This window comes from Corynebacterium kalinowskii (genome assembly GCF_009734385.1).
Lineage (GTDB): Bacteria > Actinomycetota > Actinomycetes > Mycobacteriales > Mycobacteriaceae > Corynebacterium > Corynebacterium kalinowskii.
This window is the reverse complement of the sequence record NZ_CP046452.1, coordinates 1,242,971-1,266,469: the sequence shown is the minus strand read 5'-3', so window position 1 is coordinate 1,266,469 and position 23,499 is coordinate 1,242,971. Positions and strand designations below refer to the sequence as shown.

Below are 23,499 nucleotides of genomic sequence, written 5' to 3'. Positions count from 1 at the left end.
GGAACTATGTCACCTCGAGACACGACCACTCTCGGTAGCGTCTATGTCCACAACTCTTTCAGAGGTGGCAGGGCGCAAGAATGCAATTCACCCATTAACGGATCTGTGCTGGAGGATTTCCTTTGGAGACAATCAAGGCTTATATCGCGCTGACGAAGCCTCGGGTGATTGAGCTCCTCTTAGTGGCTACCATCCCCGCCATGCTCCAGGCAGAACGTGGCGAACACAATGCGGCGCTGATTCTGCTCACCGTGATCGGTGGCTGGATGGGCGCAGCTGCGGCGAACACCTTCAATATGGTGGCCGATTCAGACATCGACAAGGTGATGGGTCGAACGCAGAAGCGTCCGTTGGCTAAAGACACCGTCTCAAATCGGGCAGCAACGATATTTGCCTGGACGCTGACTGTCGTCAGCTTCTTCTGGCTATGGCTGTTGTGCAATTCGCTGCTGGCAGCGGTGTTCGTCATGCTCACCATCGCCTTTTATATTTTCGTCTACACCAAGTGGCTGAAGCGTTCTACCCCCATGAACATCGTGTGGGGTGGCGCTGCCGGATGTATGCCCGTGGTGGTGGGCTGGGCTGTCATTACTGACAATCTGCCCGCCGGAACTCCTGCCAACTGGTGGCAGGCAATTGTCATGTTCATGGTCATCTTCTTCTGGACGCCACCCCATACGTGGGCTCTGGCGATGAAGTACCGGGAAGACTACAAGGCTGCTGGCGTGCCTATGCTGCCCGTCGTTAAGCCCCCACACGAGGTAACCCGCCAGATCGTTTGGTACACCTGGGCAACCGTATTGACCACGCTCCTTTTGGTTCCTGCGACCGGATGGCTCTACGCCGTGGTAGCGGTGCTAGCGGGCATCTGGTTCATCTGGACGGCAACGCGACTTCACGGCAAGGTCTCACGTGGTGAGGAAACTAAGCCGCTCGCGTTGTTCATCCTTTCCAACAACTACTTGGCGGCCGTGTTTGTCGCGCTGTCGATTGATGCGATCTTGAACCTTAACACCTTGGGCAGTCTCATTTAGCCCTCTTGTGTTTTACTTAGTGGCATGGGACTTTCTACTGCCATTGGCCTCGCCACCTCGGCGGGGCTCAACGCTTATATACCTCTGCTAGCCTACGGACTGCTTGCACGCTACACGGACATCGTGTCGCTGCCTGAGGGCTGGATGTGGCTCACCAACCCTATTCTGCTGGTTGTCGTCGGCCTGCTGCTCGCCATTGAGCTCGTTGCGGACAAGATTCCCGCGGTCGATTCGGTCAACGACATCATTCAAACCCTGATTCGACCAACCTCCGGTGGCATCATGTTCGCCTCAGTGTTTGGCGATCAAACAGTGTCTTCCACCGAGATGCTTTCTGATCCACAGACGTGGATTCTTCTTGTCGTTGGTTTCGTAGTCGCCTTGGTTATGCACTTGATGAAGTCCACGACTCGGCCAGTAATTAATGCGGGAACTGTGGGCATCGGTGCCCCGGTGGTTTCCACTGCTGAGAACGTGGCCGCAGCATCGCTGACCGGAGCCGCGCTGCTCGCGCCACTGCTCGTGTTTATCCTGCTTATTCCAGTAGTGCTGGGCTTCTTCTGGTTCCTGTCCAAGTTCCGTCGCCCGAAGGCTGCTTAGCTAAGAAGTAGCTCCACGAATCAAAAAAGCCCGTCAAAAATGACGGGCTTTAACAGTTTCAAGAACTATGCAGCTACGCGCTCACGTCCGGCTGCGTAGAGCCAAGCGGTGTATGCGGTCACGATGCCAGACAGTGCGACGTGAACTGGGATAGTCCAGCTTGGGATACCGAACCAGTACTGAATCAGGCCGACGGCTGCCTGTACGAGGATCAAGACGATCAACATAACACCGAGCTTGCGGGCCTTCTCCGAGGCCTTAACCGTAAACAGTGCCACGACGAGACCAATTGTCAGGCCGAGATACAGGTACATGAAGTGGGCGTGGATATGGGCGATCTCGATGATCGGAACGTTCAGACGACCCTCCATGCCGATGCCCTTATCTCCCGAGTGCACGCCAGCACCAGTGACCATTGTTCCGGTCACCAGCACTGCTACCAGGGAGACTGCAGAGCCAACTGTGAGGAGACGAAGCGGCCGAGGGTACATCCATTGGTCGACGCCTTCGTCGCTTTCCTTCACGTGCTCGTAGAGCAACACCGCGAGCCAAATGAGCAGCATAGACGGCAGGAAGTGCAACGCTACAGACCACCACTGGAGGTCGAGACGGACAGAGATGCCTCCGAGGATGCCCTGGAAGATCACACCAGCGAACTGGTACCAGGCGTGGAGCTTAATCAATTTACTGCGATTGGCCTTGTACACTGCCACCAGCAGGGCAAGCACCAGGAATCCGAGAATGATGGCAAGGCCACGGTTACCGAATTCGATGATTTGGTTAATCCAAGGGGCAGCACCTTCGACAGGGACCAGGGAGCCTTCATGGCAATTAGGCCAGGTGTTGCAGCCCAGCCCGGAGCCGGTCACGCGCACCAGCGATCCGGTTACTGTAATGGCGATCTGACTGATGAGAACGGTGAGCGCGAGACGCTTCACCCACGTATTAGCTGCGGTATTCACATCTTCGAATCTTATCCCTGCCGGGCCGATAAAGGTAAACGGCTAGCCGGTGAACTTAAACAGCCGAACAGCTGCTATCGATGCCGCCGCAAACCAACATCCGAGGACGAGGAAGGACAGCCAGGCGACACTTCCTTGGAACGCGGAGGTCAGGGACTCCACGACAGCCACAGAAGGCAGCCACTGTAGCCATGGAGAAGCATCAGCACCAGCGCGGAAAGTGGCATAGGCTGCCGCGCCGATGAGAACGAACCAAATGAGGTTAGCGCTGGCCAGCACGGCTTCGGAGCCCAGAGTGCCACCGAGTAGCAAACCTAGAGCTGTGAACGTGGCAACACCCATAACAACTGCACAGAAGGACAACAGAACGCCGAGCATGCTCGTGTGAAAGCCGAGGACTGTGGCAACGGCACCCAACACAATGGCCTGAAGCAGCGCCACTGCGAGCACCGCAACGACCTTGCCAACGATGATCGTCCACGCGGGCACGCCAGAGGCACCGATCCGTTTGAGAGCGCCGTATCGACGGTCGAACGCGACCGCGATGGCTTGTCCAGTGAATCCGGCGCTCATTCCGGCTATCGCCAGGGTGAAGGGGAACACGCGCTGCACTGGATCGGCGTCGTCAAGCACGGGCACCAGTGTGAGACCGACCAACAACGCGAGCGGAATGATCATGGACAACAGCTGCTGCTCGCCGTGGCGCAGAAAGAGCTTGGCTTCGATCAAGGCTTGCGCCCGCACCATCGCGCCGATAGAAGCACGTTGCGGGGCAGGGCTAAAGGTACCGGGCTGAAACATTTAAGTCCTCATCTTTCGGCCGGTGATATCAAGGAACACTTCCTCCAGCGATGCCTTATCCACCTCAAGGCTCCTAATTAAGACGTTTTGTGCTGCAGCGGCCGACACAATCTGAGAAATGGATTCCGGAGTGGCCGGAGCCTGGAAACGATAGGTCAGTGGGCGAATCGCTTCGCCGGGAAGCTCCACCGCCGATAGATCCAGGGCGGAAGACGTGGAGACATGGATGTGGGAAACTTCAGACCCACGCTTCATGAGCTCTGCTGGTGTACCTGCAGCCACCAGGGCACCATGATCAACGATCACCACTTGATCTGCCAGCGCCTCGGCTTCATCCATCAGGTGAGTGGTAAGGATGACAGTGACACCGTCCGCTCGAAGGCGATCAATGAGGTCCCACACCAAGAGGCGAGATTGTGCGTCCATGCCAGCGGTCGGTTCGTCTAGGAACATCAGTTCGGGTTTGCCTACCAATGCCTGTGCCAGAGACAGGCGTTGTTGCTGCCCGCCGGAGAGGCGTCGATAAGGCGTGCGACGCTGCGCCTCGAGACCCACGAGCTCGAGGAGCCAATCTACGTCGTGAGGATCAGCGCTGTACGAGGCGGTAAGACGCAGCATTTCTTCTACCCGCACCCCTGGGTAGGCGCCGCCTCCCTGTAGCATAATGCCGATGCGCTCTCGCACCTGGCCAGGTGCACGGGTGGGGTCGAGCCCGAGCACACGGATCTCCCCCGAGTCAGGCTTCTGGAAGCCCTCGCACATCTCGATCGTCGTTGTCTTGCCGGCGCCGTTCGGGCCCAGCAGCGCGAGAACAGATGCTGCCGGAACATCAAAGGAAAGCCCGGTGACGGCGACCTTGTCACCGAAAGACTTAGATACGTTGCGCACTGACAACGCAGAATCGAGAGCGTTCACAAGGAATCAGTGTAGGCCAACGATGCCCCGACGCTTCAACAACCACCACAATGCAGCCAGCAACAAAGCGAAGATGATGGCGGCCCCTACATAAATGCTAACCACCGTCTCAGGAGGCAGCCGGAGGCCACGTGGGAGAACGAAGAAGCTCATGATCGCGGAGTAAAGCACAGTGAGCACGCGAAAGAGCGGGCGGTTTGCCCAGGCGGCAAGCGGAACAATCGCCCACAACAGATACCACGGGTGTACAACTGGGAAGAGCACGACCAGGACAAACATGGCTGCGCCGAGCCCACCGATGGTATGGATGCGACCACGGAACGTAGCCAAGAGCATGCGGAGCATAAAACCTCCGGCAATGACCAGGCCCACTAGGCGAGAGACCGCGAGCATTTGCTCGGTATGGTCGCCGAGCCCCAGCCAACCACCGATCAACCCGGATATCACGCCCACGTCAGTGGTGATAGACATCCAGCTCCGAATGGTCGCGGCACCGCCCTGGCCGGTGATCCACCCCAAACCGATCCCGGACGCGGCGGTAACTATCGCCGTCGTCACTATGAGAATCGTGCATTGGGCAGCCACCGCCAACGCAACGGCGGTCAGCGGTCCCTTGCCACCGAGGTGCAGCTTCCGCGCCAAGGCCATACCCACGAAACCCAGCGCGATAAAGCCGGTTACTTTGACCAGCCCGCCGCAGGTAATTAGCGCGCCCCCGAGCGCGAACAGGAGCCAGGCAGGCGCACCCTTGGATTCAATGCCCCGCAAGGCGATCTCGATGCCAGCGATCATGAAACCGAGCATCACGGACTCATTGTGAATGCCACCGATGAGATGGAGCATGCACAGCGGATTCAGGATGCCCAGCCACATCGCCGCCTGCTTTGACACGTTGCAGCGGCCGGCAAGCTTCACGACGCCCCAGGCTGCGCACACTAGTGCCACCACAGAGAGCAGTCGGTGTGCCAGCACTCCCAGCACAATGCTGTTATCAGTGAGGTGGCTGATAACAGCAGCGAACATGAGAGCCACCGGCCCATAGGGTGATGGCGAGTGCGCCCAGATGAAGGGAACACTGCGAGCCAAGGTGTTGTCTGGTCCGAGTAGGTCGATCGGCCCCGCAGAATACGGGTCTAACCCATTTGCAACGATGGCGCCTTGGGCCAGATAGGAATAGATGTCCTGGGTAAAGAGCGGGGCAGTGAGAGCAATCGGTAGCACCCAGGCGACGAAGGTACGACGCAGCATGTTCATGCTCACCCGGTGGGCGTTGCTTGCTGTCCCGGCAATCGGCACGGCAAGGGTGGTACTCACGAACGGTGCCATGAGGACCCAAGCGAGAACGAGGAAGCCGACTCCAATCAGCGTGATGATCGACGACGTGGTGAGCATGCGAGCCATGAACCCGCCGCCGGGGTAACCGGGGTAAGGGTTGTTGACGACCGGGAAAGCGCCAGCACCGAGGGCGCCAAAACCCATGAGCAAGGACCCTACGGTTCCGATCCAACGCAGAATGATGAATCTCTGCAGTTCGGACGGCGAAAGTGGGAGGGCATCAAGGGAACGGTCGTCGTGAAGCTCAGCAGAGCGGGAGCCAGGGGTACCCAGGCGCGGCAGGGCGTCTTTTAGCCAGGTCATGCCATGGATACTGCTGGAAGTAATCACGGTGCTTAATCCTACAAGAGTCAACGAATCGCCCATGTTCGGCGTGTCGTGGCCGTGGGGCTGGACAAACCTCGTGAATTACGGAACACTTGTGTTGTCTAATAGCTACGTTGGACAGTTAGTTGAGAATTCAGGAGGTGATCGTCGCATGACAGCCCACATCCATCCGGAGCACGCTGACGGACGCACGCGCAGCGACATCATGGACATGCTCCTGAAGAATGGGCCGTGTAGCGCATCCGATCTCGGAGAACGACTCGGCCTTTCAGCAGCGGGAGTACGACGTCACTTGGACATTTTGGAAGCCGAAGGTCTGGCGGAAGTCGCGCCAGCCCGCGGGCTTGCCCAACGAGGTCGAGGACGCCCAGCCAAGTCCTTCGTCCTCACCGACAAAGGGCGCAGCCAATTCGGACACGACTACGACGGCCTAGCAGCCTCCGCTTTGGAAGCACTACGTGAAGCCGGTGGGGAAGACGCAGTGCGCGTCTTTGCCCGGAAACGGATCGAGAAGATAGTCGCGGGCATCACGCCGGCGGACGCATCGGAAGAATCCGTGAAGGACACCACCGAGCAAATCGTGGCAGCCTTTGCTAAAAGCGGCTACGCGGCGTCGACAAGCTCTGCGGGCGGTGGCATGCAGCTTTGCCAGCACCATTGCCCAATCTCACACGTGGCCTCGGAGTTTCCGGAGCTATGCGAGGCAGAACACCGGGTGATTGCCGAACTCCTCGGCCAGCACGTTCAACCTTTGGCCACCATTGTGGATGGCCACGGGATCTGCACAACTAACATTCCACTAATCCCTATTAACAACTCATCCAAGGCACAACGCGAAACTTTAAGGGAAGGAGCTACTGATGACTCAGGCAACTAACGAGCGCGACGTCAAACCGCAGCTCACTGACGATGAAATTATTGACTCCATTGGTGCGTACCAATTCGGTTGGCACGACCCAGATGTCGCAGGTGCCGCCGCTAAGCGCGGACTGAGCGAGGCTGTCGTCCGCGATATTTCTGGTCTCAAGAACGAGCCGGAGTGGATGCTGGAGCGTCGACTCAAGGCACTCGAGATCTTTGACAAGAAGCCAATGCCGAAGTGGGGCGCCGATCTCTCTGGCATCGACTTCGACAACATTAAGTACTTCGTCCGCTCTACTGAGAAGCAGGCGACCTCCTGGGAAGAACTTCCTGAGGACATTAAGAACACCTACGACAAGCTGGGTATCCCAGAGGCCGAGAAGCAGCGCCTCGTCGCTGGCGTGGCCGCTCAGTACGAGTCTGAGGTCGTCTACCACCAGATCCGTGAGGACCTGGAGGAAAAGGGCGTCATCTTCGTCGATACCGACACCGCGCTGCGCGAGCACGAGGATATCTTCCGCGAGTACTTCGGCACCGTCATCCCTTCCGGCGATAACAAGTTCTCCGCACTGAACACCGCTGTTTGGTCCGGCGGTTCCTTCATCTACGTGCCAAAGGGCGTCCACGTGGACATCCCGCTGCAGGCTTACTTCCGCATTAACACCGAGAACATGGGCCAGTTTGAGCGCACGCTGATCGTCGTTGACGAAGATGCCTACGTCCACTACGTGGAGGGTTGTACCGCTCCGATCTACAAGTCCGACTCGCTGCACTCTGCAGTCGTGGAAATCATCGTGAAGAAGGGCGGCCGCTGCCGCTACACCACGATCCAGAACTGGTCTAACAACGTCTACAACCTGGTGACCAAGCGCACCAAGTGTGAAGAAGGCGCCACCATGGAGTGGGTCGACGGCAACATCGGCTCCAAGGTGACCATGAAGTACCCAGCTGTGTGGATGACTGGTCCACATGCCAAGGGTGAGGTGCTCTCCGTCGCGTTCGCAGGCGAGGGTCAGTTCCAGGACACCGGCGCGAAGATGGTGCACATGGCGCCATACACGTCCTCCAACATTGTCTCTAAGTCCGTTGCCCGCGGTGGCGGCCGCGCTGCGTACCGTGGCCTCGTGCAGATCAACAAGGACGCGCACCACTCCACCTCCAACGTCGAGTGCGACGCGCTGCTGGTTGATAACATCTCCCGCTCGGACACGTACCCGTACAACGACATCCGTAACGACCACGTCTCCCTCGGTCACGAGGCGAAGGTGTCTCAGGTCTCCGAGGATCAGCTGTTCTACCTGATGTCCCGCGGCGTTGCCGAGGACGAGGCCATGGCCATGATCGTCCGTGGCTTTGTTGAGCCGATCGCCAAGGAGCTCCCAATGGAGTACGCGCTTGAGCTCAACCGCCTCATCGAACTGCAAATGGAAGGATCTGTGGGTTAATGACCGCCCCTGTGAAGAACGCCACCTACCACAACACCAAGGGCGATCTGTTTACGTCTTTTAACGTCGAAGACTTCGACGTCCCACACGGCCGCGACGAAGTCTGGCGCTTCGTACCAATGCGTCGCCTTCGTGGCCTGCACGACGGCAGCTTTGCGACGGCAGTGACTGCCGATATCGCAGTGTCTGTTCCTGACTCAGCCACTGGTGTGACCGTGGAAACGGTTGCTAAGAACGATCCTCGCCTCGGCCAGGCGGGCGCTCCAGTGGACCGCACTTCTGCCCAGGCATGGACCTCCATGAGCGAAGCGACCGTAGTTACTTTTGCCAAGAACTCCGTTGTCGCCGATGCCGTGAACATCACGGTGACCGGCAAGGGCGACGATGTCACTTCTTTCGGCGCAATCACCGTCATCGTTGAAGAGGGCGCGGAAGCTCTGGTGAACCTCCACTTTGTTGGCTCAGGAACTCACTCTGACAATCATGAGTTCATCGTGGGCGATAACGCTCGCTTGTCTGTCGTTGTTCACGAGGATTGGAACGACGACGCGGTACACCTGGGCGCCGAGCGCGCCTTGCTTGGCCGCGACGCCACCTTCCGCCACGCGGTTGCCGTGTTTGGTGGCTCCCTGGTTCGCCTGGTGCCACAGGTGAAGTTCGCGGCCCCAGGCGGCGACGCCGAAATGCTCGGTGTCTACTTCGCCGACGACGGACAGTTCTTTGAACAGCGTCTGCTGGTTGACCACGCACAACCGAACTGCAAGTCCAATGTTCTGTACAAGGGCGCACTGCAAGGCGACCCAAGTACCGAGCGCTCCGAAGCACGTACCGCCTGGGTTGGCGACGTCCTGATTCGCGCCAACGCACAGGGCACCGACACCTACGAGGCCAACCGCAACCTGGTTCTCACCGAGGGCGCTCGGGCAGATGCGGTTCCTAACCTGGAAATCGAAACCGGCGAGATCGCCGGCGCAGGTCACGCCGCAACTGTCGGCCGTTTCGACGACGAGCAGCTGTTCTACCTGCTTTCCCGCGGTATCAACGCAGAAGATGCACGACGTCTGATCGTCCGCGGCTTCTTCTCTGAAGTGATAAATCGCATTCCAGGCGAAGCTACCCGCGAGCTACTGGAAGCAAAGATCACCGAAGAACTCGACGGCACCGAACTTTAATTAACTTAAAAAGGAACACACATGAGCACCCTTGAAATCCGTAACCTGACCGCACAGGTTCTGCCCAACGACGAGTCCGGCGAACCAAAGCAGATCCTCAACGGCGTGAACCTGACCATCAAGTCCGGCGAAACCCACGCCATCATGGGACCAAATGGCTCCGGTAAGTCCACCCTGGCCTACACCCTTGCTGGCCACCCACGTTACGAAGTTACCGGCGGCGAAGTACTGCTCGACGGCGAGAACATCCTGGACCTTGAGGTAGACGAGCGCGCCCGCGCTGGCCTGTTCCTGGCAATGCAGTACCCAGTGGAGGTTCCTGGTGTCTCCATGGCCAACTTCCTGCGCACTGCAGCCACCGCTGTCCGCGGCGAGGCACCTAAGCTGCGCGACTGGGTAAAGGAAGTTAAGGTCGCGCAGGAAGAGCTAGCGATCTCCAAGGAGTTCGCCGAGCGATCCGTGAACGAGGGCTTTTCTGGTGGCGAGAAGAAGCGCCACGAGGTCCTGCAGCTGGGCCTGCTGAAGCCAAAGTTTGCTGTTCTGGATGAGACCGACTCCGGCCTCGACGTTGACGCGCTCCGAGTTGTCTCCGAGGGCATCAACAAGTTCCAGGAACGCGAAAACGGCGGTGTCCTGATGATCACGCACTACAAGCGCATCCTGAACTACGTCAAGCCTGATTTCGTTCACGTGTTTGCTAACGGCAAGATCATCACCACTGGTGGCCCTGAGCTTGCTGATGAGCTCGAGGCTAACGGCTACGACCAGTACCTGTAAATGGTCTCTCTCACTCATTCCGACGGATCGCTCAACCTTGATGCGATCCGCTCGGAATTTCCCATCCTCCAGCGCAAGGTCCGCGGTGATCAGCCACTGACGTACCTTGATTCGGGAGCTACTTCGCAGCGCCCAGAGCGCGTGTGGCGGGTAGAGGAGCAGTTCGTGCTCCACACCAATGCGCCTGTGCATCGCGGTGCGTACTCCCTGGCTGAGGAAGCCACCGACGCTTACGAGTCCGCGCGCGCTGCCATTGCGGCTTTCGTGGGTGCGGACACTGACGAGCTTGCGTTCACCAAGAACGCTACCGAGGCGCTTAACCTGGTCGCCTACGTGCTTGGCGACGAGCGCAGCGGCGACCTCGCAGTGGGCGCGGGCGATACCGTGGTTGTCACGGAGCTCGAGCATCACGCGAACCTCGTGCCTTGGCAGGAACTGTGTCGTCGCACGGGTGCCACCCTCAAGTGGTACTCCGCCACCGATGACGGGCGAATTGACCTGTCATCTTTGGAACTGGACGAGACCGTCAAGGTGGTCGCATTCACCCATCAATCCAACGTCACCGGAGCTATCGCTGACGTTCCGGAGCTGGTACGTCGTGCCCAGGCAGTCGGAGCGCTCACCGTGCTGGACGCTTGCCAATCCGTGCCCCACATGCCGGTGAACTTCCACGAACTCGGAGTAGACTTTGCTGCGTTCTCTGGGCATAAGATGTGCGGCCCTACCGGTGTCGGCGCGCTTTATGGCCGAAGCGAGCTCCTACGCAAACTGCCACCATTCCTCACCGGCGGATCGATGATTGAGCTAGTGCGGATGGAGGGATCCACCTACGCGCCACCACCACAGCGCTTCGAGGCCGGTACGCAGATGAACTCCCAGGTTGTTGGTCTCGGCGCGGCAGTGCAGTTCCTTAACGAAATCGGAATGGATCGCATCTCAGCTCACGAACACGAGCTGGTGTCTTATGCCTTGGAACAGCTGCAAAGCATCGAGGGATTGACCATTTTCGGTCCGACCACCGCAGAGCAGCGGGGCAGCGCAATTTCTTTTGCTGTCGAAGGCATCCACCCGCATGATTTAGGTCAGGTGTTGGATGATCAGGGCGTATCCATCCGTGTTGGGCACCATTGCGCCTGGCCGATTCACCGTGCGAAGGGGGTACAGGCGTCGGCAAGAGCGTCCTTTTACCTGTACAACACCCGCGCAGAAGTCGATCGCTTGGTAGCGGCAATCAAACATGCTCAAGAGTTTTTTGGAGTGGCAAAATGAAGCTAGAGCAGATGTACCAGGAAGTCATCCTGGACCACTACAAGCACCCACAGCACGCAGGTCTACGCGAGCCCTACTGCGCTGAGGTACACCACGTGAACACGTCGTGTGGCGACGAGCTAACGCTGCGCGTCCACCTGTCGGAGGATCAGAAAACTGTTGAGGATATCTCCTACGAGGCTGAGGGCTGTTCGATTAGCCAGGCGTCGACCTCTGTGATGGCGGAGGAGATTGTTGGTCGCCCAGTGTCCGAGGCTATGGACACTTTGGCAGCCTTTGAAACAATGGTTACCTCACGTGGCGAAGTCGAAGGTGATCCAGAGGTTATCGGCGACGGCGTTGCCTTCGCTGGTGTGTCGAAGTATCCCGCACGCGTCAAATGCGCGCTGCTGGGCTGGAAAGCATTCCAAGCCGCCACGGCGGAAGCTCTGGAAGGAAAGAAATAGATGAGCGAAGAGAACTTGAGCGAAGAAGAGAAGGTCGTTCCACCGAAGCCAGAGCAATCTGAGGCAGATCTTGCCAAGGCCTCTGATGTCGAGGAATACATGCGCGATGTCATCGACCCGGAGCTTGGCATCAACGTCGTTGATCTCGGCTTGGTGTACGACATCTACATGGTCGAGGGCACGCACGCGGTCATCAACATGACGTTGACCTCGCCCGCCTGCCCACTGACTGATGTCATTGAAGAGCAGGCAGAACAAGCAGTGGTCGGTAATGGTGTCGCCGAGAAGATGACGCTGAACTGGGTGTGGATTCCAGCATGGGGTCCACACATGATCACCGAGGACGGCCGAGATCAGCTCCGCGCGTTAGGCTTCTCCGTCTAAGTGAGCTAAGACGACTCGGTTTCGTAGGCTCCTAATAGGCAGCCACCGAACATGAGCAGTTGGGCCGGGTGCCCGGGGAAGTCCTCGATGCGCCCGGTCTCTTTTGCATCCTGCACCAGGGCGACGCAGGCACCAGGTCGGTCGGGATGGTCAGAAAGACCTCGCCCCTCCTCGACGGCATCTGAGGCTGCCGTCATATTGACCATGGCTACGAACAGGTAGAGCGCCACTGCTCCCTTCAGGAGAGAACTAAGCATGCAGCCACTCTTCGGTTTCACCGGCACCATTGGGCGTTGCTGTGTCTGGTGAGGTGAAGGTATCGCCAAAGGTCCTGGAGGAACCATCGGTGTTCCGCCAGTTTGTGCAGGTGCTACCTGCGAGCGATAAGTGGGCAATCCGACCGGGGTGAATACGCTATCGAGCAGTTCGGTCGGTTCGATACCGTAGCGTTCCAGTTCTGCCGCGATAGCGCGTTTCGACGGCACTGCAGCAAATCGCAGGATGATGTGGCCCTGCTGACCCGACTTGAGTGTGTACGTGACGTTATAGTCTTGACCTTGCTCGTTGCCCATACCTTGAACCTATCCCGTCCGCTGCCACAATGCTCGCAGGATACCGGCCTTGGTACCTATATCCACGCGTGCGAAAACCAATGCCATTCCCATGAGGGTGCCTCGGATATCGCCCATGCGGAGGAACCGACGCTGTATGTAGACAGGCAGCGTGAGCAGCGACCGCAATAATGAGTGCAACTGCTGTGGCGGTAGCCCGGTGAGAGTCTTAGACAATAGTCTCAAGAGGGCGCGATCCGCTCGGAACTCGCGGCTTCGCCAAGGCAACGCGCCACCTCCCCAAAGCGCATTCAGTGTGGATTCTGCCATGGCCAGCGAGGTAGCAAGACTGTAGCCGGTGATCGGGTTGACGAATCCAGCACGCGCCCCAAAAGCTAGTGCCGGTCCAGCAGTCTCGTGGCTGTCCAAGGGAATGAGTACATGCTCGACTGCTGTTGGTGTGGCTTGAGGGAATCGGCGCTTAAGCTGCTCCTCCAGCACCGACCAGTCCTGCACGCTGCTCGTCGCCAAAAAGGTTTCTTCCACTAGATGACCGCGGGGCGTGGCGAAGCTGTACAGGAATGTCTGACCGGCGAAATCCATCCACGCATTTGGTGCGGAGTCGATGAACCAGCCGAGCGCCTGCTGGACAGGGGAGTTTGGCTGTATAGCTGCGCCCCGTGCGTCGACGACCACATCTGCAAAGACTTCAGTGCCGTCGATAAGCACGCGGTTGGCAGATGGTATCTCAGCGGTGCCGTAGCGGACGGGGAAGGTGAGGAGCTGCTTGCGCCACGTAGCGGAGTCGACAATGGCGTACTCGCGCTCGATGACTCGTCCGAGCCCGCCGAACCGGACTGTTGGCTTGCCCCGCCAGTGCAAGGGCACATCGGGGAGCTCGTCGACCCAGCCACCGTACGTGGCTTCCCACTGCTCATTGCGATCAACTCCGAGGACCTTGAGGCCACGCGCTTGCGCGCAGTAGCCCAGGTAGGCGCCGGCCGGGCCAAGGCCAACGATGATCAGGTCGTAGGAGCTCATACTTCACACGCTATACTGACCTGCTGTGATTGTCACCGAAGATTTGGAAGTGCGCGTCGGCGCCCGCACCCTGCTCAACGCCCCCGGCCAGCACCTGCGCGTGCAGCCGGGCGACCGCATCGGCCTGGTCGGCCGTAACGGTGCAGGCAAGACGACGACCATGCGCATTCTCGCAGGTGAAGGGGAGCCTTACGCTGGCAAAGTTGTCCGATCCGGGGAGATCGGCTACCTGCCACAGGACTCTCGGGAAGGCAATATCGATGTTACTGCCCGCGATCGCGTGCTCTCGGCACGAGGCCTGGACCGTATCAAGAGCTCGATGGAGCGTCAGCAGGAGCTGATCGAGACCGGTACCGATGCGGTGCGGGACAAGGCCGTCAATAAGTATTCCCGGTTGGAAGAGCAGTATTATTCCCTCGGCGGCTACGAGGCAGATGCTGAAGCAGCCCGCATTTGCGACGCCCTCGGCCTGCCGGAACGGGTGCTAGATCAGCAGCTCAAGACGTTGTCTGGTGGTCAGCGTCGCCGTGTGGAACTCGCGCAGATCCTGTTCGCCGCCACCGCGGGTTCGGGTCGCTCGCAGACCACGCTGCTTCTCGACGAGCCGACCAACCACCTCGATGCCGATTCCATTACGTGGTTGCGTGACTTCCTGTCCAAGCACGAGGGCGGGCTCATCATGATTTCGCACGACGTGGAGCTGCTCGAAGCCGTCTGTAACAAGGTCTGGTTCCTCGATGCCGTGCGCAGCGAAGCGGACGTGTACAACATGGGCTGGAAGAAGTACCTGGATGCCCGCGCCACTGACGAAGCTCGACGACGCCGTGAGCGCGCCAACGCGGAGAAGAAAGCTTCTGCGCTGAAAACGCAGGCCGCGAAGCTGGGTGCCAAGGCTACCAAGGCAGCGGCAGCCAAGCAGATGCTCGCCCGCGCCGAAAAGATGGTGTCCTCCACCGACGATATTCGTCAGGCGGACCGCGTGGCCCACATCCAATTCCCGGAGCCAGCGCCATGTGGCAAAACGCCGATGAATGCCAAGGGTCTGACCAAGATGTACGGTTCCCTAGAGGTCTTTGCCGGCGTTGACCTAGCAATTGATAAGGGCTCGCGTGTGGTCGTACTGGGCTTCAACGGCGCTGGTAAGACCACTTTGTTGAAGCTACTCGCTGGCGTCGAACGCACCGACGGCGAAGGTGGCATCGTCACCGGACATGGCCTCAAGATCGGCTACTTCGCCCAGGAACACGACACCATCGATCCTGCTAAGTCCGTGTGGCAGAACACCATCGATGCCTGCCCAGAAGCAGGGGAGCAGGATCTGCGCTCTCTCCTCGGTGCCTTCATGTTCTCCGGGGAACAGCTCGATCAACCGGCTGGCACCCTGTCCGGTGGTGAAAAGACCCGTCTTGCACTCGCATCGCTCGTGTCCTCCCGTGCCAACGTGCTGCTCCTTGACGAGCCGACCAACAACCTCGACCCACAATCCCGCGAACAGGTCCTAGACGCATTGCGCACCTACACCGGTGCCGTCGTCCTGGTTACCCACGACCCGGGCGCTGTTCGAGCATTGGAGCCGGAGCGGGTCATCGTGCTTCCAGATGGCACCGAAGACCTGTGGAATGACGAATACATGGAGATTGTCGAACTCGCCTAAAACCTAGATGAATTCTAGATTTTTACATGAGTTAGTGGGCTATACATAAAAGTATGTGGATTTCTCCGACTCTGACTCTTGCTAACGATCACGTCCGTCTCGAACCTTTGAGCGTTGCACATACGCCTGAGCTACAACAGGCGGTGCGCGAGGGCAAGATTTATGAGAATTTCTGGACATCGACACCTAGTCCTGAAACGATGCACACAGACATCGAGGATAAGCTTGCGCTGCGGGACCGTGGGGATATGGCTCCATTCGCGGTCCGCTCGTCGTTTACTAACGAGACGCTCGGAGTAACTACCTTTTACGACCTAAAGCCCAAGGTTCCTCACCTAGAGATCGGCTACACCTGGATTCGACAGTCAGCACAAGGCGGTATGACAAATCCGGCGATGAAGCATCTCATGCTGGAGTACGCCTTCGAAGAACTTGGATGCGAAGCAGTGGGCATTCGCACCAAGTGGACTAATCGGCAGTCACAGCGGGCGATCGAGAAAATTGGATTCAAACTTGATGGTGTTATTCGCGCCAGTGCCCGTCACAAGAACGGGCTACTAGTCGACGAGGTACTGTACTCAATGGTGCGGAGCGAGTGGCCTGCGTTAAAAGCCGGACTGGAGCAGCGCCTCAGCGAGTTCTGATCACCACTGGCGGCTAGATTCTCTCTGGCCACCAATGGTGAACGACGTTATTTAATTCCTAAACCCGTGCACCGGCGCCGGAATGTAGCCACCACGCTGGATGAACTGCGTGTTGCCCACCGTGTTCACTGGAATGACTGGAGCGTAGCCGAGCAGGCCACCGAAGTTGACCTCGTCACCTGGCCCCGTGCCTGGGACCGGGATGACGCGTACAGCAGTGGTCTTATGGTTCATGATTCCGATGGCCGCTTCGTCAGCGATCATGCCGGAGATGAGCTCGGCGGAGGTGTCGCCTGGGATGGCGACCATGTCGAGGCCCACGGAGCAGATGGCGGTCATCGCTTCCAGTTTGTCGATGGAAATGGTGCCTGCGCGAACGGCGTCGATCATGCCCTTGTCTTCGGAGACTGGAATGAAGGAACCGGATAGGCCACCGACGCGAGAGCAGGCCATCATGCCGCCCTTCTTCACGGCGTCGTTAAGCAGGGCAAGCGCGGCAGTCGTGCCGTGTGTGCCCACCTGATCGAGGCCCATTGCCTCGAGGATGTTGGCCACGGAGTCGCCGACTTCGGCGGTGGGGGCGAGCGACAGGTCAACGATGCCGAAGGGGACGCCAAGTCGCTCAGAGGCGAGGTTGCCTACCAACTGTCCTGCGCGGGTGATCTTGAAAGCCGCTTTTTTGATCTCCTCAGCAATTTGGTCGAGGGTGGCATCGGCAGGCATGCGCTCAAGGGCACGAGCGACCACGCCAGGGCCGGAGACACCGACGCTGACAACGCAATCCGGTTCTTCGATGCCGTGGAAGGCACCGGCCATGAAAGGATTGTCGCCGACCGAGTTAGCAAAGATGACCAGCTTGGCGCAGGCGATGGCGCTGCGGTCAGCGGTGAGCTCCGCGGCTTCCTTGACCACCTGGCCCATCCGAGCCACGGCGTTCATGTTCAGGCCGGCGCGCGAAGTTCCGACGTTCACCGAGGAACACACGAGGTCGGTCACGGTGAGAGCCTCAGGGATGGAGTCGATCAAACGGCTGTCACCGGAGGTCGCGCCCTTTTCGACGAGCGCAGAGTATCCGCCGACAAAGTTCACGCCGGTCTCGTGCGCGGCGCGATCCAGAGCCTTGGCCAGATCAACCGGGTTGCCTGAGACGGACGCCGTGAGCAGCGCGATCGGGGTGACCGAGATGCGCTTGTTCACAATCGGAATACCCAACTCGCGTTCGATGCCTTCGCAGGTGCTCACGAGCTCCTGCGCCTGAGTAGTCAGACGGTCGTACACCGCCTGGCAGGTTTCCGCCATCGTGCCGCGGATGCAGTCGAGCAAGCTGATGCCCATCGTCACGGTTCGGATGTCCAGACGATAGTCCTGGATCATCTCAATGGTGTCCCAAATGGCCTGGCTGCGCTGCGCAAAGTTCATTGACATGGCTTAGATCTCGTTGGTCGCGGTAAAGAGCGCCTCGGATTGCACGCGGATGGCCAAGTTCTGCTTTTCGCCCACCACAGTCATTCGTTCCTGCACGGTGACGATATCCAACTTTGACTCGTCAAAAGCTACGTGAAGGATCATGGTGAAGTATCCCTCCATGATGGTTTGCGAGACGTTATGGATGTTGACGTCCATGGCAGCGAGTTCGGTGGCGACAGCTGCGATGATGCCCGAGTGGTCTGGGCCGGCGACAGAGATGATGGCGTACATGGGTATCACTTTAGCGTGCTCACGGGAGGCCAGCGGGCTTGCGTCTAAACTTAGGACTATGAACCCGAAAGTAGATGTCTTCAAATTTGATAACAAGGGAATGTCCGCACTGGACTGGTCTGACTTGGACAAAAGCGCACAGCGCTGGATCATCGGAGTCGCGGCCTACGAGGTACTGGAGAAGCTGGTGGTCTGGCACTTCATCTACCACACCCCGAAAGAGCAGACCCGTGGCCCGAAGTGGATGTGGTACGCACTGAGCCTGATCAACTTTGCGGGTCCGATTTCATACGCGTTGTTTGGCCGAAAGCGGGGGTAAACTCGGCCGGACTGGAAAATTCCTGACACAATACTTAGGTCGAATTATCAATTAATCGGTGGCTGCACGATACCAACTATTGATCGTGGAGCACAGGACCTAAGTAGCTAGGAAAGATATGGATATCTTTATCAAGGCCACCCCTCAAGACGTCGCCACACATGCGGCGGATGTCATGGCAGAGTACGTACGCAACGGACAGACCATCGGACTCGCTACCGGATCTACTCCGCTGCTGATGTACCGTGAGCTCATCGCCCGCTTCCAGGCCAAGGAACTGTCATTCAAGGATTGCACGGCCTTCCTGCTCGATGAGTACATCGGATTGCCACGCGAGCACGAGCAAAGCTACTACCGTTTCATCCGCGACAACTTCACCAGCCACATCGATATCGATGATGCCAAGGTGCACAGCCCCAACGGTCTTGCCGAGGACGTCCACGCAGAAGGGCCAGCCTACGACGCAGCCATCGAAGCCGCTGGTGGCATCGCCTGCCAGCTGGTTGGTGTAGGTGCCAACGGCCACATTGGCTTCAACGAACCCGCTTGCTCCCTCAACTCAGGCACCCGAGTTGAGACCCTGCACCCGAAAACTATCGCGGACAATGCACGCTTCTTCGATGACGATGAGTCCCAAGTACCCGTGCACGTCCTCACCCAAGGTCTGGGCACGATCTCCCGCGCCGGTCACGTACTTCTGATCGCCACGGGCGCAGCCAAGGCTCGGGCAGTGAAGGCCCTGATTGAAGGCCCGTTGTCCGCCTTTTGCCCTGCTTCCGTCCTCCAGCTCCACAACCACGCCACCGTCATCATTGACGAGGAAGCCGCGCAGCTCCTGGAGTACTCGGACTACTACCGGTTCTGTGCCGACAACCGAGTCTAATCAGCGGCAAACGCCACGAAGTTGTGCAGAATGCGCTTGACATCTGAGGTATCAACCTGCTTAACACGTGACATTATGTTGTCGAACTCCGCAGGGTCAAAGTACCCTTTGTTCAGGTAATAGAGCATTCTGGCTTCCAACCCTTGGGCATCCATTTCAGCGTGGAACTGGCATGCCCAGGTGTCCTCTCCCAACCGAAACATCTGCACCGGGCAGGTCGGCCCCGTGGCCAAGAGCACCGCGCCCTCGGGCAGCTTTTCGACGCTCTCCGTGTGGCCAGTCAACGCCTCGAACTGCCTCGGTAGCCCCTGAAGTAGCGGGTCAGCTTGGGCGGCTTCAGTGAGCTCGACAACAGTCGAGCCGGCAGGTTCGCTGTAGGAAGAGCCGACCACTCCGCCTAGTTCAAAGGTCAGTAGGCTCTGGCCGAAGCAGACGAACATCTTCGGTACCGGGAGATGAAGCAGCGTCATCAATTGTGCTTGGACGTGGGACTGTTCGGGCGCATAGTTTTCGTCCATGACATTGAATGGGCTGCCGCCAACGAAAATGCCGTCGTAGCTAGACAGGTCACCCACTTCGGCAGACTCCGAGTCCAGGACCACATGGTCGAGCTGCGTTGGCAGAAGTCCCGTCGACTTGATGAAGTCGCGGTACTCCGAATCGAGAATTTCCTTGCCCTTGCGGGCTGCTACCAGCACGAACTTAGACATACCGCTCAGTCTAGTATGCGTTGCACGAGGAAAAGACTGGAATGGTCTTCGGATTTACGTGTCGCGCCGACGGACAGAGTCCTCAACCAGGTCAAGCACAGGGGAGAAGGCCGAACTATCGACGCCCGAGGCGACCTTCGCCGTCAGACCGTCGAACATCGTCTCCAGGTAGAGGTACAGCACTTCCGGGTCGACATCGGTGCGCATGGTGCCCGCGTCTGCGTTGGCCTGTAGGCGGCGGCGGATGGCGTCGTCAAGCACTGCTTGTTGCTGTTGCCACCGATCTCGAAAAGCAGCGTCCGTGCGAAGTAGGCGGGTGATTTCGAGGCGAGTGGACAGCCAGTCGAATCGCTCTGGGTTAGCTAGCATATCCCGCATAACCTGTACGAGACCCTCTTCGGCAACGGTTTCTGCCATGCGCAGCGCATCTTCTCGCCCGATCTCCAGGAACAGCGATTCCTTGTCCGTGAAGTGGTGGAAAATTGCGCCACGGGACTTACCAGTTGCCTCTTCGAGGAGACGCACAGTGGCCCCCTCATATCCATGCTCCGCGAAGCAACGGCGAGCGCCCTCGAGGATTTCATGGCGACGCTCGTTCAAAGCAGCGCTGCTTACCCTAGGCATGCTGGTGCTCCTTCGCGTCTGAAATGAAAAGTCTGAAATAGAACTGGGGCTGACAGTGCCCGCTGCTAGCGGGAACTAGTCAGCCCCAGTCACGTGATCGAAAGGGGATTAGCCCTTAATCATGTTGCGCAGTACGTACTGCAGGATGCCGCCGTTGCGGTAGTAGTCAGCTTCACCCGGGGTGTCGATGCGGACAACAGCGTCGAACTCGACCTTGTCGCCAGACTCCTTGGTTGCGGTGACCTTAACCGTCTTAGGGGTAACACCGTTGTTGAGCTCCTCGATGCCTTCGATGTCGAAGACTTCGGTGCCGTCCAAGCCCAGGGAAGCGTGGGACTCGCCAGCAGGGAACTGCAGCGGGATAACGCCCATGCCGATCAGGTTGGAGCGGTGGATACGCTCGAAGGACTCGGTGATAACAGCCTTCACGCCGAGCAGGTTGGTGCCCTTAGCAGCCCAGTCACGGGAAGAACCAGTGCCGTATTCCTTACCAGCCAAAACGACCAGCGGGGTGCCAGCAGCCTTGTAGTTCTGGCAAGCGTCGAAGATGAACGCCTGCTCGCCGCCCTTGGTGAAGTCGCGGGTGTAGCCACCTGCGATGTCAACCAGCTGGTTCTGGAGGCGGATGTTGGCGAAGGTACCACGCATCATGACCTCGTGGTTACCACGACGGGAACCGAGGGAGTTGTAATCCTTGCGCTCAACGCCGTTTTCATCCAGGTACTGAGCAGCTGGGGTGCCTGGCTTGATGGAGGAAGCAGGGGAGATGTGGTCAGTGGTGACCGAGTCGCCCAACTTAGCCAGAACGCGTGCGCCCTTGATGTCGGTGACAGGAGCTGGCTCGAGCTCCATGCCGTCGAAGTAAGGAGCCTTGCGGATGTAGGTAGACTTCTCATCCCACTCGAAGGTCTTGCCCTCTGGGGTTGGGAGGTTCTGCCACTGCTCGTCGCCCTTGAAGACGTCAGCGTAGTCAGCTTCGTAGAGCTCGCGAGAGATAGCCTGCTCGATGGTAGCTTCGATCTCTTCGGTGGATGGCCAGATGTCCTTCAGGAAGACATCGTTGCCGTCCTTATCCTGACCCAGTGCCTGGGTCTCGAAGTCGAAGTCCATGGTGCCGGCGATGGCGTAAGCGATGACCATGATTGGCGAAGCCAAGTAGTTCATCTTTACGTCAGGGGAGATGCGGCCTTCGAAGTTACGGTTACCGGAGAGAACTGCGGTAGCTGCGAGGTCGTTGGCGTTGATGGCCTTGGAAACCTCGTCTGGCAGTGGGCCGGAGTTACCGATACAAGTGGTGCAGCCGAAGCCGGAGAGGTAGAAGCCCATGGCCTCCAGGTCCTTCCAGAGGTCAGCGCGCTTGTAGTAGCCGTCAACAACCTGGGAGCCCGGTGCACAGATGGTCTTAACCCATGGCTTGGACTTGAGGCCCTTTTCAGCAGCCTTACGAGCGATGAGGCCAGCGCCGATCATCACAGATGGGTTAGAGGTGTTGGTGCAAGAGGTGATGGACGCAATCGCAACCATGCCGTGGTCGAGGGTGTACTCGCCGCCCTTAGGGGAGGTCACGGTGATTGGGTTGGATGGGCGACCAGTTGCGCCAGCGGCTGCGGATTCGCCGCTGCCAGCCTGGGAGACGTTGAGCTCGGTAACCTGCTCGGACGAGGTCTCCTCCATGGCTTCACCTTCGGCCTCCATGCGCTTTGCAGGCAGGGACTCGTCGGTGCACACTGCATCGGTGGTGTAGTTGGCCAGGTCCTTGCGGAACTGCTCCTTGGACTCGGTGAGCAGGATGCGGTCCTGAGGACGCTTCGGGCCAGCGATGGAAGGAACCACGGTGGAAAGGTCCAACTCGAGGTACTCGGAGTAGACAGCTTCTTGAGCGTCTGCATCGAGCCACATGCCCTGCGCCTTAGCGTAAGCCTCAACGAGTGCGCACTGCTCTTCGGAGCGACCGGTGAGACGCATGTACTTGGTGGTCTCTTCGTCGATTGGGAACATCGCACAGGTAGAGCCGAACTCTGGGGACATGTTGCCGATGGTTGCGCGGTTTGCCAGTGGAACAGCCTTCACACCGGAGCCGTAGAACTCAACGAACTTCTGAACCACGCCGTGCTTGCGGAGCATCTCGGTGATGGTCAGAACGACGTCGGTAGCGGTAACGCCTACTGGGATCTCGCCGGTGAGCTTGAAGCCAACGACGCGAGGGATGAGCATGGACACTGGCTGGCCAAGCATGGCAGCTTCAGCTTCGATGCCACCAACACCCCAGCCCAGGATGCCCAGGCCGTTTTCCATCGTGGTGTGGGAGTCAGTACCAATACAGGTATCTGGGTATGCGAGACCATCGTTGTCGAAGACAACGCGAGCCAGGTTCTCAATGTTGACCTGGTGGACGATGCCGGTTCCTGGAGGCACAACGCGGAAGTTAGAGAAAGACTTAGAGCCCCAGCGCAGGAACTGGTAGCGCTCTTCGTTGCGTTCGTACTCGATAGCGACGTTGGTCTTGAGGGCGTCGTGGGAAGCGAAAGCTTCAACGATGACGGAGTGGTCGATGACCATCTCAGCTGGGTTCAGTGGGTTGACCTTTTCTGGGTCGCCGCCCAAGGTCTTAACAGCTTCACGCATGGTTGCGAGGTCGACAACACAAGGAACACCGGTGAAGTCCTGCATCAGCACGCGAGCTGGGGTGAACTGGATTTCGATGCTTGGCTCAGCAGAAGCATCCCAGTTAGCGATCGCATTAATGTGATCGGCGGTGATGTTGGCGCCATCTTCGGTGCGCAGCAGGTTCTCGCCGAGAACCTTGAGCGAGTATGGCAGTTTCTCCATGCCTTCAACAGCGCTGAGGGCGAAGTAGTCGTAAGACTTATCGCCAACGGTCAGCGTGCTCTTGGCACCAAAGGAGTTCTTGCTTTCAGTCACAGTCAGCTCCACTTCCTATTTTTATGGGTGAGTAAACGAAAGGCTAAAACCATCGTTTGCAGACAGCTTAACAGTACGGGCGTTCTGTTGGGGTATTTCTACTCAAACACGCCCCAATTAGGGGA

The 23,499-nt window shown here is 58.5% G+C and carries 24 protein-coding genes; 13 read left to right on the top strand and 11 right to left on the bottom strand.

Going from position 1 to position 23,499, the window contains the following annotated elements; translation table 11 throughout:
* Positions 1–122 precede the first annotated feature (122 nt).
* Positions 123–1,034 carry a heme o synthase gene (locus CKALI_RS05930; RefSeq protein ID WP_156192425.1) on the top strand — a complete coding sequence of 304 codons (912 nt, stop codon included), beginning with the start codon at positions 123–125 and terminating at the stop codon, positions 1,032–1,034.
* Between the two features lie 24 nt (positions 1,035–1,058).
* Positions 1,059–1,634, top strand: a complete 576-nt coding sequence (locus tag CKALI_RS05925) for a DUF4126 domain-containing protein (RefSeq protein WP_156192424.1) — start codon at positions 1,059–1,061, stop codon at positions 1,632–1,634.
* A 65-nt stretch (positions 1,635–1,699) separates the two neighbouring features.
* On the opposite strand, the gene CKALI_RS05920 is transcribed toward CKALI_RS05925, so the two are convergent.
* Genes CKALI_RS05920 through mptB form a run of 4 tightly spaced genes read right to left on the bottom strand, consistent with a single transcriptional unit; the run spans position 1,700 to position 5,950 of the window.
* Positions 1,700–2,596: a COX15/CtaA family protein gene (locus CKALI_RS05920; RefSeq protein WP_231580415.1), complete on the bottom strand. Its 897-nt coding sequence runs from the start codon at positions 2,594–2,596 to the stop codon at positions 1,700–1,702.
* A 42-nt stretch (positions 2,597–2,638) separates the two neighbouring features.
* Complete coding sequence (locus tag CKALI_RS05915; RefSeq protein WP_197079639.1) at positions 2,639–3,397, bottom strand: ABC transporter permease; 759 nt, start codon at positions 3,395–3,397, stop codon at positions 2,639–2,641.
* A complete protein-coding gene (locus tag CKALI_RS05910; protein ID WP_197079638.1) occupies positions 3,398–4,312 on the bottom strand; it encodes an ABC transporter ATP-binding protein in 915 nt (304 codons plus the stop codon).
* Positions 4,313–4,318: 6 nt separating this feature from the next.
* Positions 4,319–5,950: a polyprenol phosphomannose-dependent alpha 1,6 mannosyltransferase MptB gene (gene mptB, locus CKALI_RS05905; RefSeq protein ID WP_156192422.1), complete on the bottom strand. Its 1,632-nt coding sequence runs from the start codon at positions 5,948–5,950 to the stop codon at positions 4,319–4,321.
* 175 nt (positions 5,951–6,125) lie between these two features.
* Here mptB and CKALI_RS05900 point away from each other — a divergent pair, with 175 nt between their 5' ends.
* From CKALI_RS05900 to CKALI_RS05870, 7 genes are read left to right on the top strand one after another with little or no spacing between them, the layout of a single operon-like run.
* Positions 6,126–6,851, top strand: a complete 726-nt coding sequence (locus CKALI_RS05900; protein ID WP_156192421.1) for a helix-turn-helix transcriptional regulator — start codon at positions 6,126–6,128, stop codon at positions 6,849–6,851.
* Positions 6,835–8,280, top strand: coding sequence for a Fe-S cluster assembly protein SufB (gene sufB / locus CKALI_RS05895; protein ID WP_156192420.1), 1,446 nt, complete (start codon positions 6,835–6,837; stop codon positions 8,278–8,280). The genes CKALI_RS05900 and sufB overlap by 17 nt, the downstream gene beginning before the upstream one ends.
* The gene (sufD, locus tag CKALI_RS05890) at positions 8,280–9,452 is read left to right on the top strand and encodes a Fe-S cluster assembly protein SufD (RefSeq protein ID WP_156192419.1); all 1,173 of its coding nucleotides are present in this window, start codon (positions 8,280–8,282) and stop codon (positions 9,450–9,452) included. The genes sufB and sufD overlap by 1 nt, the downstream gene beginning before the upstream one ends.
* A 21-nt stretch (positions 9,453–9,473) precedes the next feature.
* Positions 9,474–10,229 carry a Fe-S cluster assembly ATPase SufC gene (gene sufC / locus CKALI_RS05885; RefSeq protein ID WP_156192418.1) on the top strand — a complete coding sequence of 252 codons (756 nt, stop codon included), beginning with the start codon at positions 9,474–9,476 and terminating at the stop codon, positions 10,227–10,229.
* Positions 10,230–11,498 carry a cysteine desulfurase gene (locus tag CKALI_RS05880; RefSeq protein WP_156192417.1) on the top strand — a complete coding sequence of 423 codons (1,269 nt, stop codon included), beginning with the start codon at positions 10,230–10,232 and terminating at the stop codon, positions 11,496–11,498.
* The gene (sufU, locus tag CKALI_RS05875) at positions 11,495–11,944 is read left to right on the top strand and encodes a Fe-S cluster assembly sulfur transfer protein SufU (RefSeq protein WP_156192416.1); all 450 of its coding nucleotides are present in this window, start codon (positions 11,495–11,497) and stop codon (positions 11,942–11,944) included. The genes CKALI_RS05880 and sufU overlap by 4 nt, the downstream gene beginning before the upstream one ends.
* Positions 11,945–12,328: a metal-sulfur cluster assembly factor gene (locus CKALI_RS05870; RefSeq protein ID WP_156192415.1), complete on the top strand. Its 384-nt coding sequence runs from the start codon at positions 11,945–11,947 to the stop codon at positions 12,326–12,328. It begins immediately after the preceding gene.
* Positions 12,329–12,333: 5 nt separating this feature from the next.
* Here CKALI_RS05870 and CKALI_RS05865 read toward each other — a convergent pair whose 3' ends face one another.
* Both CKALI_RS05865 and CKALI_RS05860 read right to left on the bottom strand, forming a co-directional pair.
* Complete coding sequence (locus CKALI_RS05865; protein ID WP_156192414.1) at positions 12,334–12,900, bottom strand: hypothetical protein; 567 nt, start codon at positions 12,898–12,900, stop codon at positions 12,334–12,336.
* A gap of 9 nt (positions 12,901–12,909) precedes the next feature.
* Complete coding sequence (locus CKALI_RS05860; protein ID WP_156192413.1) at positions 12,910–13,920, bottom strand: lycopene cyclase family protein; 1,011 nt, start codon at positions 13,918–13,920, stop codon at positions 12,910–12,912.
* Between the two features lie 25 nt (positions 13,921–13,945).
* Here CKALI_RS05860 and CKALI_RS05855 point away from each other — a divergent pair, with 25 nt between their 5' ends.
* Together CKALI_RS05855 and CKALI_RS05850 are read left to right on the top strand one after the other, a co-directional pair.
* Positions 13,946–15,574: an ABC-F family ATP-binding cassette domain-containing protein gene (locus CKALI_RS05855; RefSeq protein ID WP_156192412.1), complete on the top strand. Its 1,629-nt coding sequence runs from the start codon at positions 13,946–13,948 to the stop codon at positions 15,572–15,574.
* A gap of 53 nt (positions 15,575–15,627) precedes the next feature.
* The gene (locus CKALI_RS05850) at positions 15,628–16,218 is read left to right on the top strand and encodes a GNAT family N-acetyltransferase (protein WP_156192411.1); all 591 of its coding nucleotides are present in this window, start codon (positions 15,628–15,630) and stop codon (positions 16,216–16,218) included.
* Between the two features lie 51 nt (positions 16,219–16,269).
* Here CKALI_RS05850 and CKALI_RS05845 read toward each other — a convergent pair whose 3' ends face one another.
* Positions 16,270–17,637 carry a PFL family protein gene (locus CKALI_RS05845; protein ID WP_156193674.1) on the bottom strand — a complete coding sequence of 456 codons (1,368 nt, stop codon included), beginning with the start codon at positions 17,635–17,637 and terminating at the stop codon, positions 16,270–16,272.
* Positions 17,638–17,646: 9 nt separating this feature from the next.
* Positions 17,647–17,916, bottom strand: a complete 270-nt coding sequence (locus tag CKALI_RS05840; protein ID WP_156192410.1) for an ACT domain-containing protein — start codon at positions 17,914–17,916, stop codon at positions 17,647–17,649.
* 58 nt (positions 17,917–17,974) lie between these two features.
* Between CKALI_RS05840 and CKALI_RS05835 the strand changes: the two genes are divergently transcribed.
* Together CKALI_RS05835 and nagB are read left to right on the top strand one after the other, a co-directional pair.
* Entirely contained in the window at positions 17,975–18,235 is a 261-nt protein-coding gene (locus CKALI_RS05835; RefSeq protein WP_156192409.1) for a hypothetical protein, read from the top strand.
* 118 nt (positions 18,236–18,353) lie between these two features.
* Positions 18,354–19,118 (top strand): glucosamine-6-phosphate deaminase, encoded by a 765-nt coding sequence (gene nagB, locus CKALI_RS05830; protein WP_156192408.1) that lies wholly within the window; start codon positions 18,354–18,356, stop codon positions 19,116–19,118.
* Here nagB and CKALI_RS05825 read toward each other — a convergent pair.
* From CKALI_RS05825 to can, 3 genes are all read right to left on the bottom strand, one after another.
* Positions 19,115–19,828: a glutamine amidotransferase gene (locus CKALI_RS05825; protein ID WP_156192407.1), complete on the bottom strand. Its 714-nt coding sequence runs from the start codon at positions 19,826–19,828 to the stop codon at positions 19,115–19,117. The two genes, nagB and CKALI_RS05825, sit on opposite strands and share 4 nt — an antisense overlap.
* A gap of 54 nt (positions 19,829–19,882) precedes the next feature.
* Positions 19,883–20,452, bottom strand: a complete 570-nt coding sequence (locus CKALI_RS05820) for a TetR/AcrR family transcriptional regulator (protein ID WP_156192406.1) — start codon at positions 20,450–20,452, stop codon at positions 19,883–19,885.
* A 108-nt stretch (positions 20,453–20,560) separates the two neighbouring features.
* Complete coding sequence (can, locus tag CKALI_RS05815; protein ID WP_197079776.1) at positions 20,561–23,374, bottom strand: aconitate hydratase; 2,814 nt, start codon at positions 23,372–23,374, stop codon at positions 20,561–20,563.
* Positions 23,375–23,499: the final 125 nt, after the last annotated feature.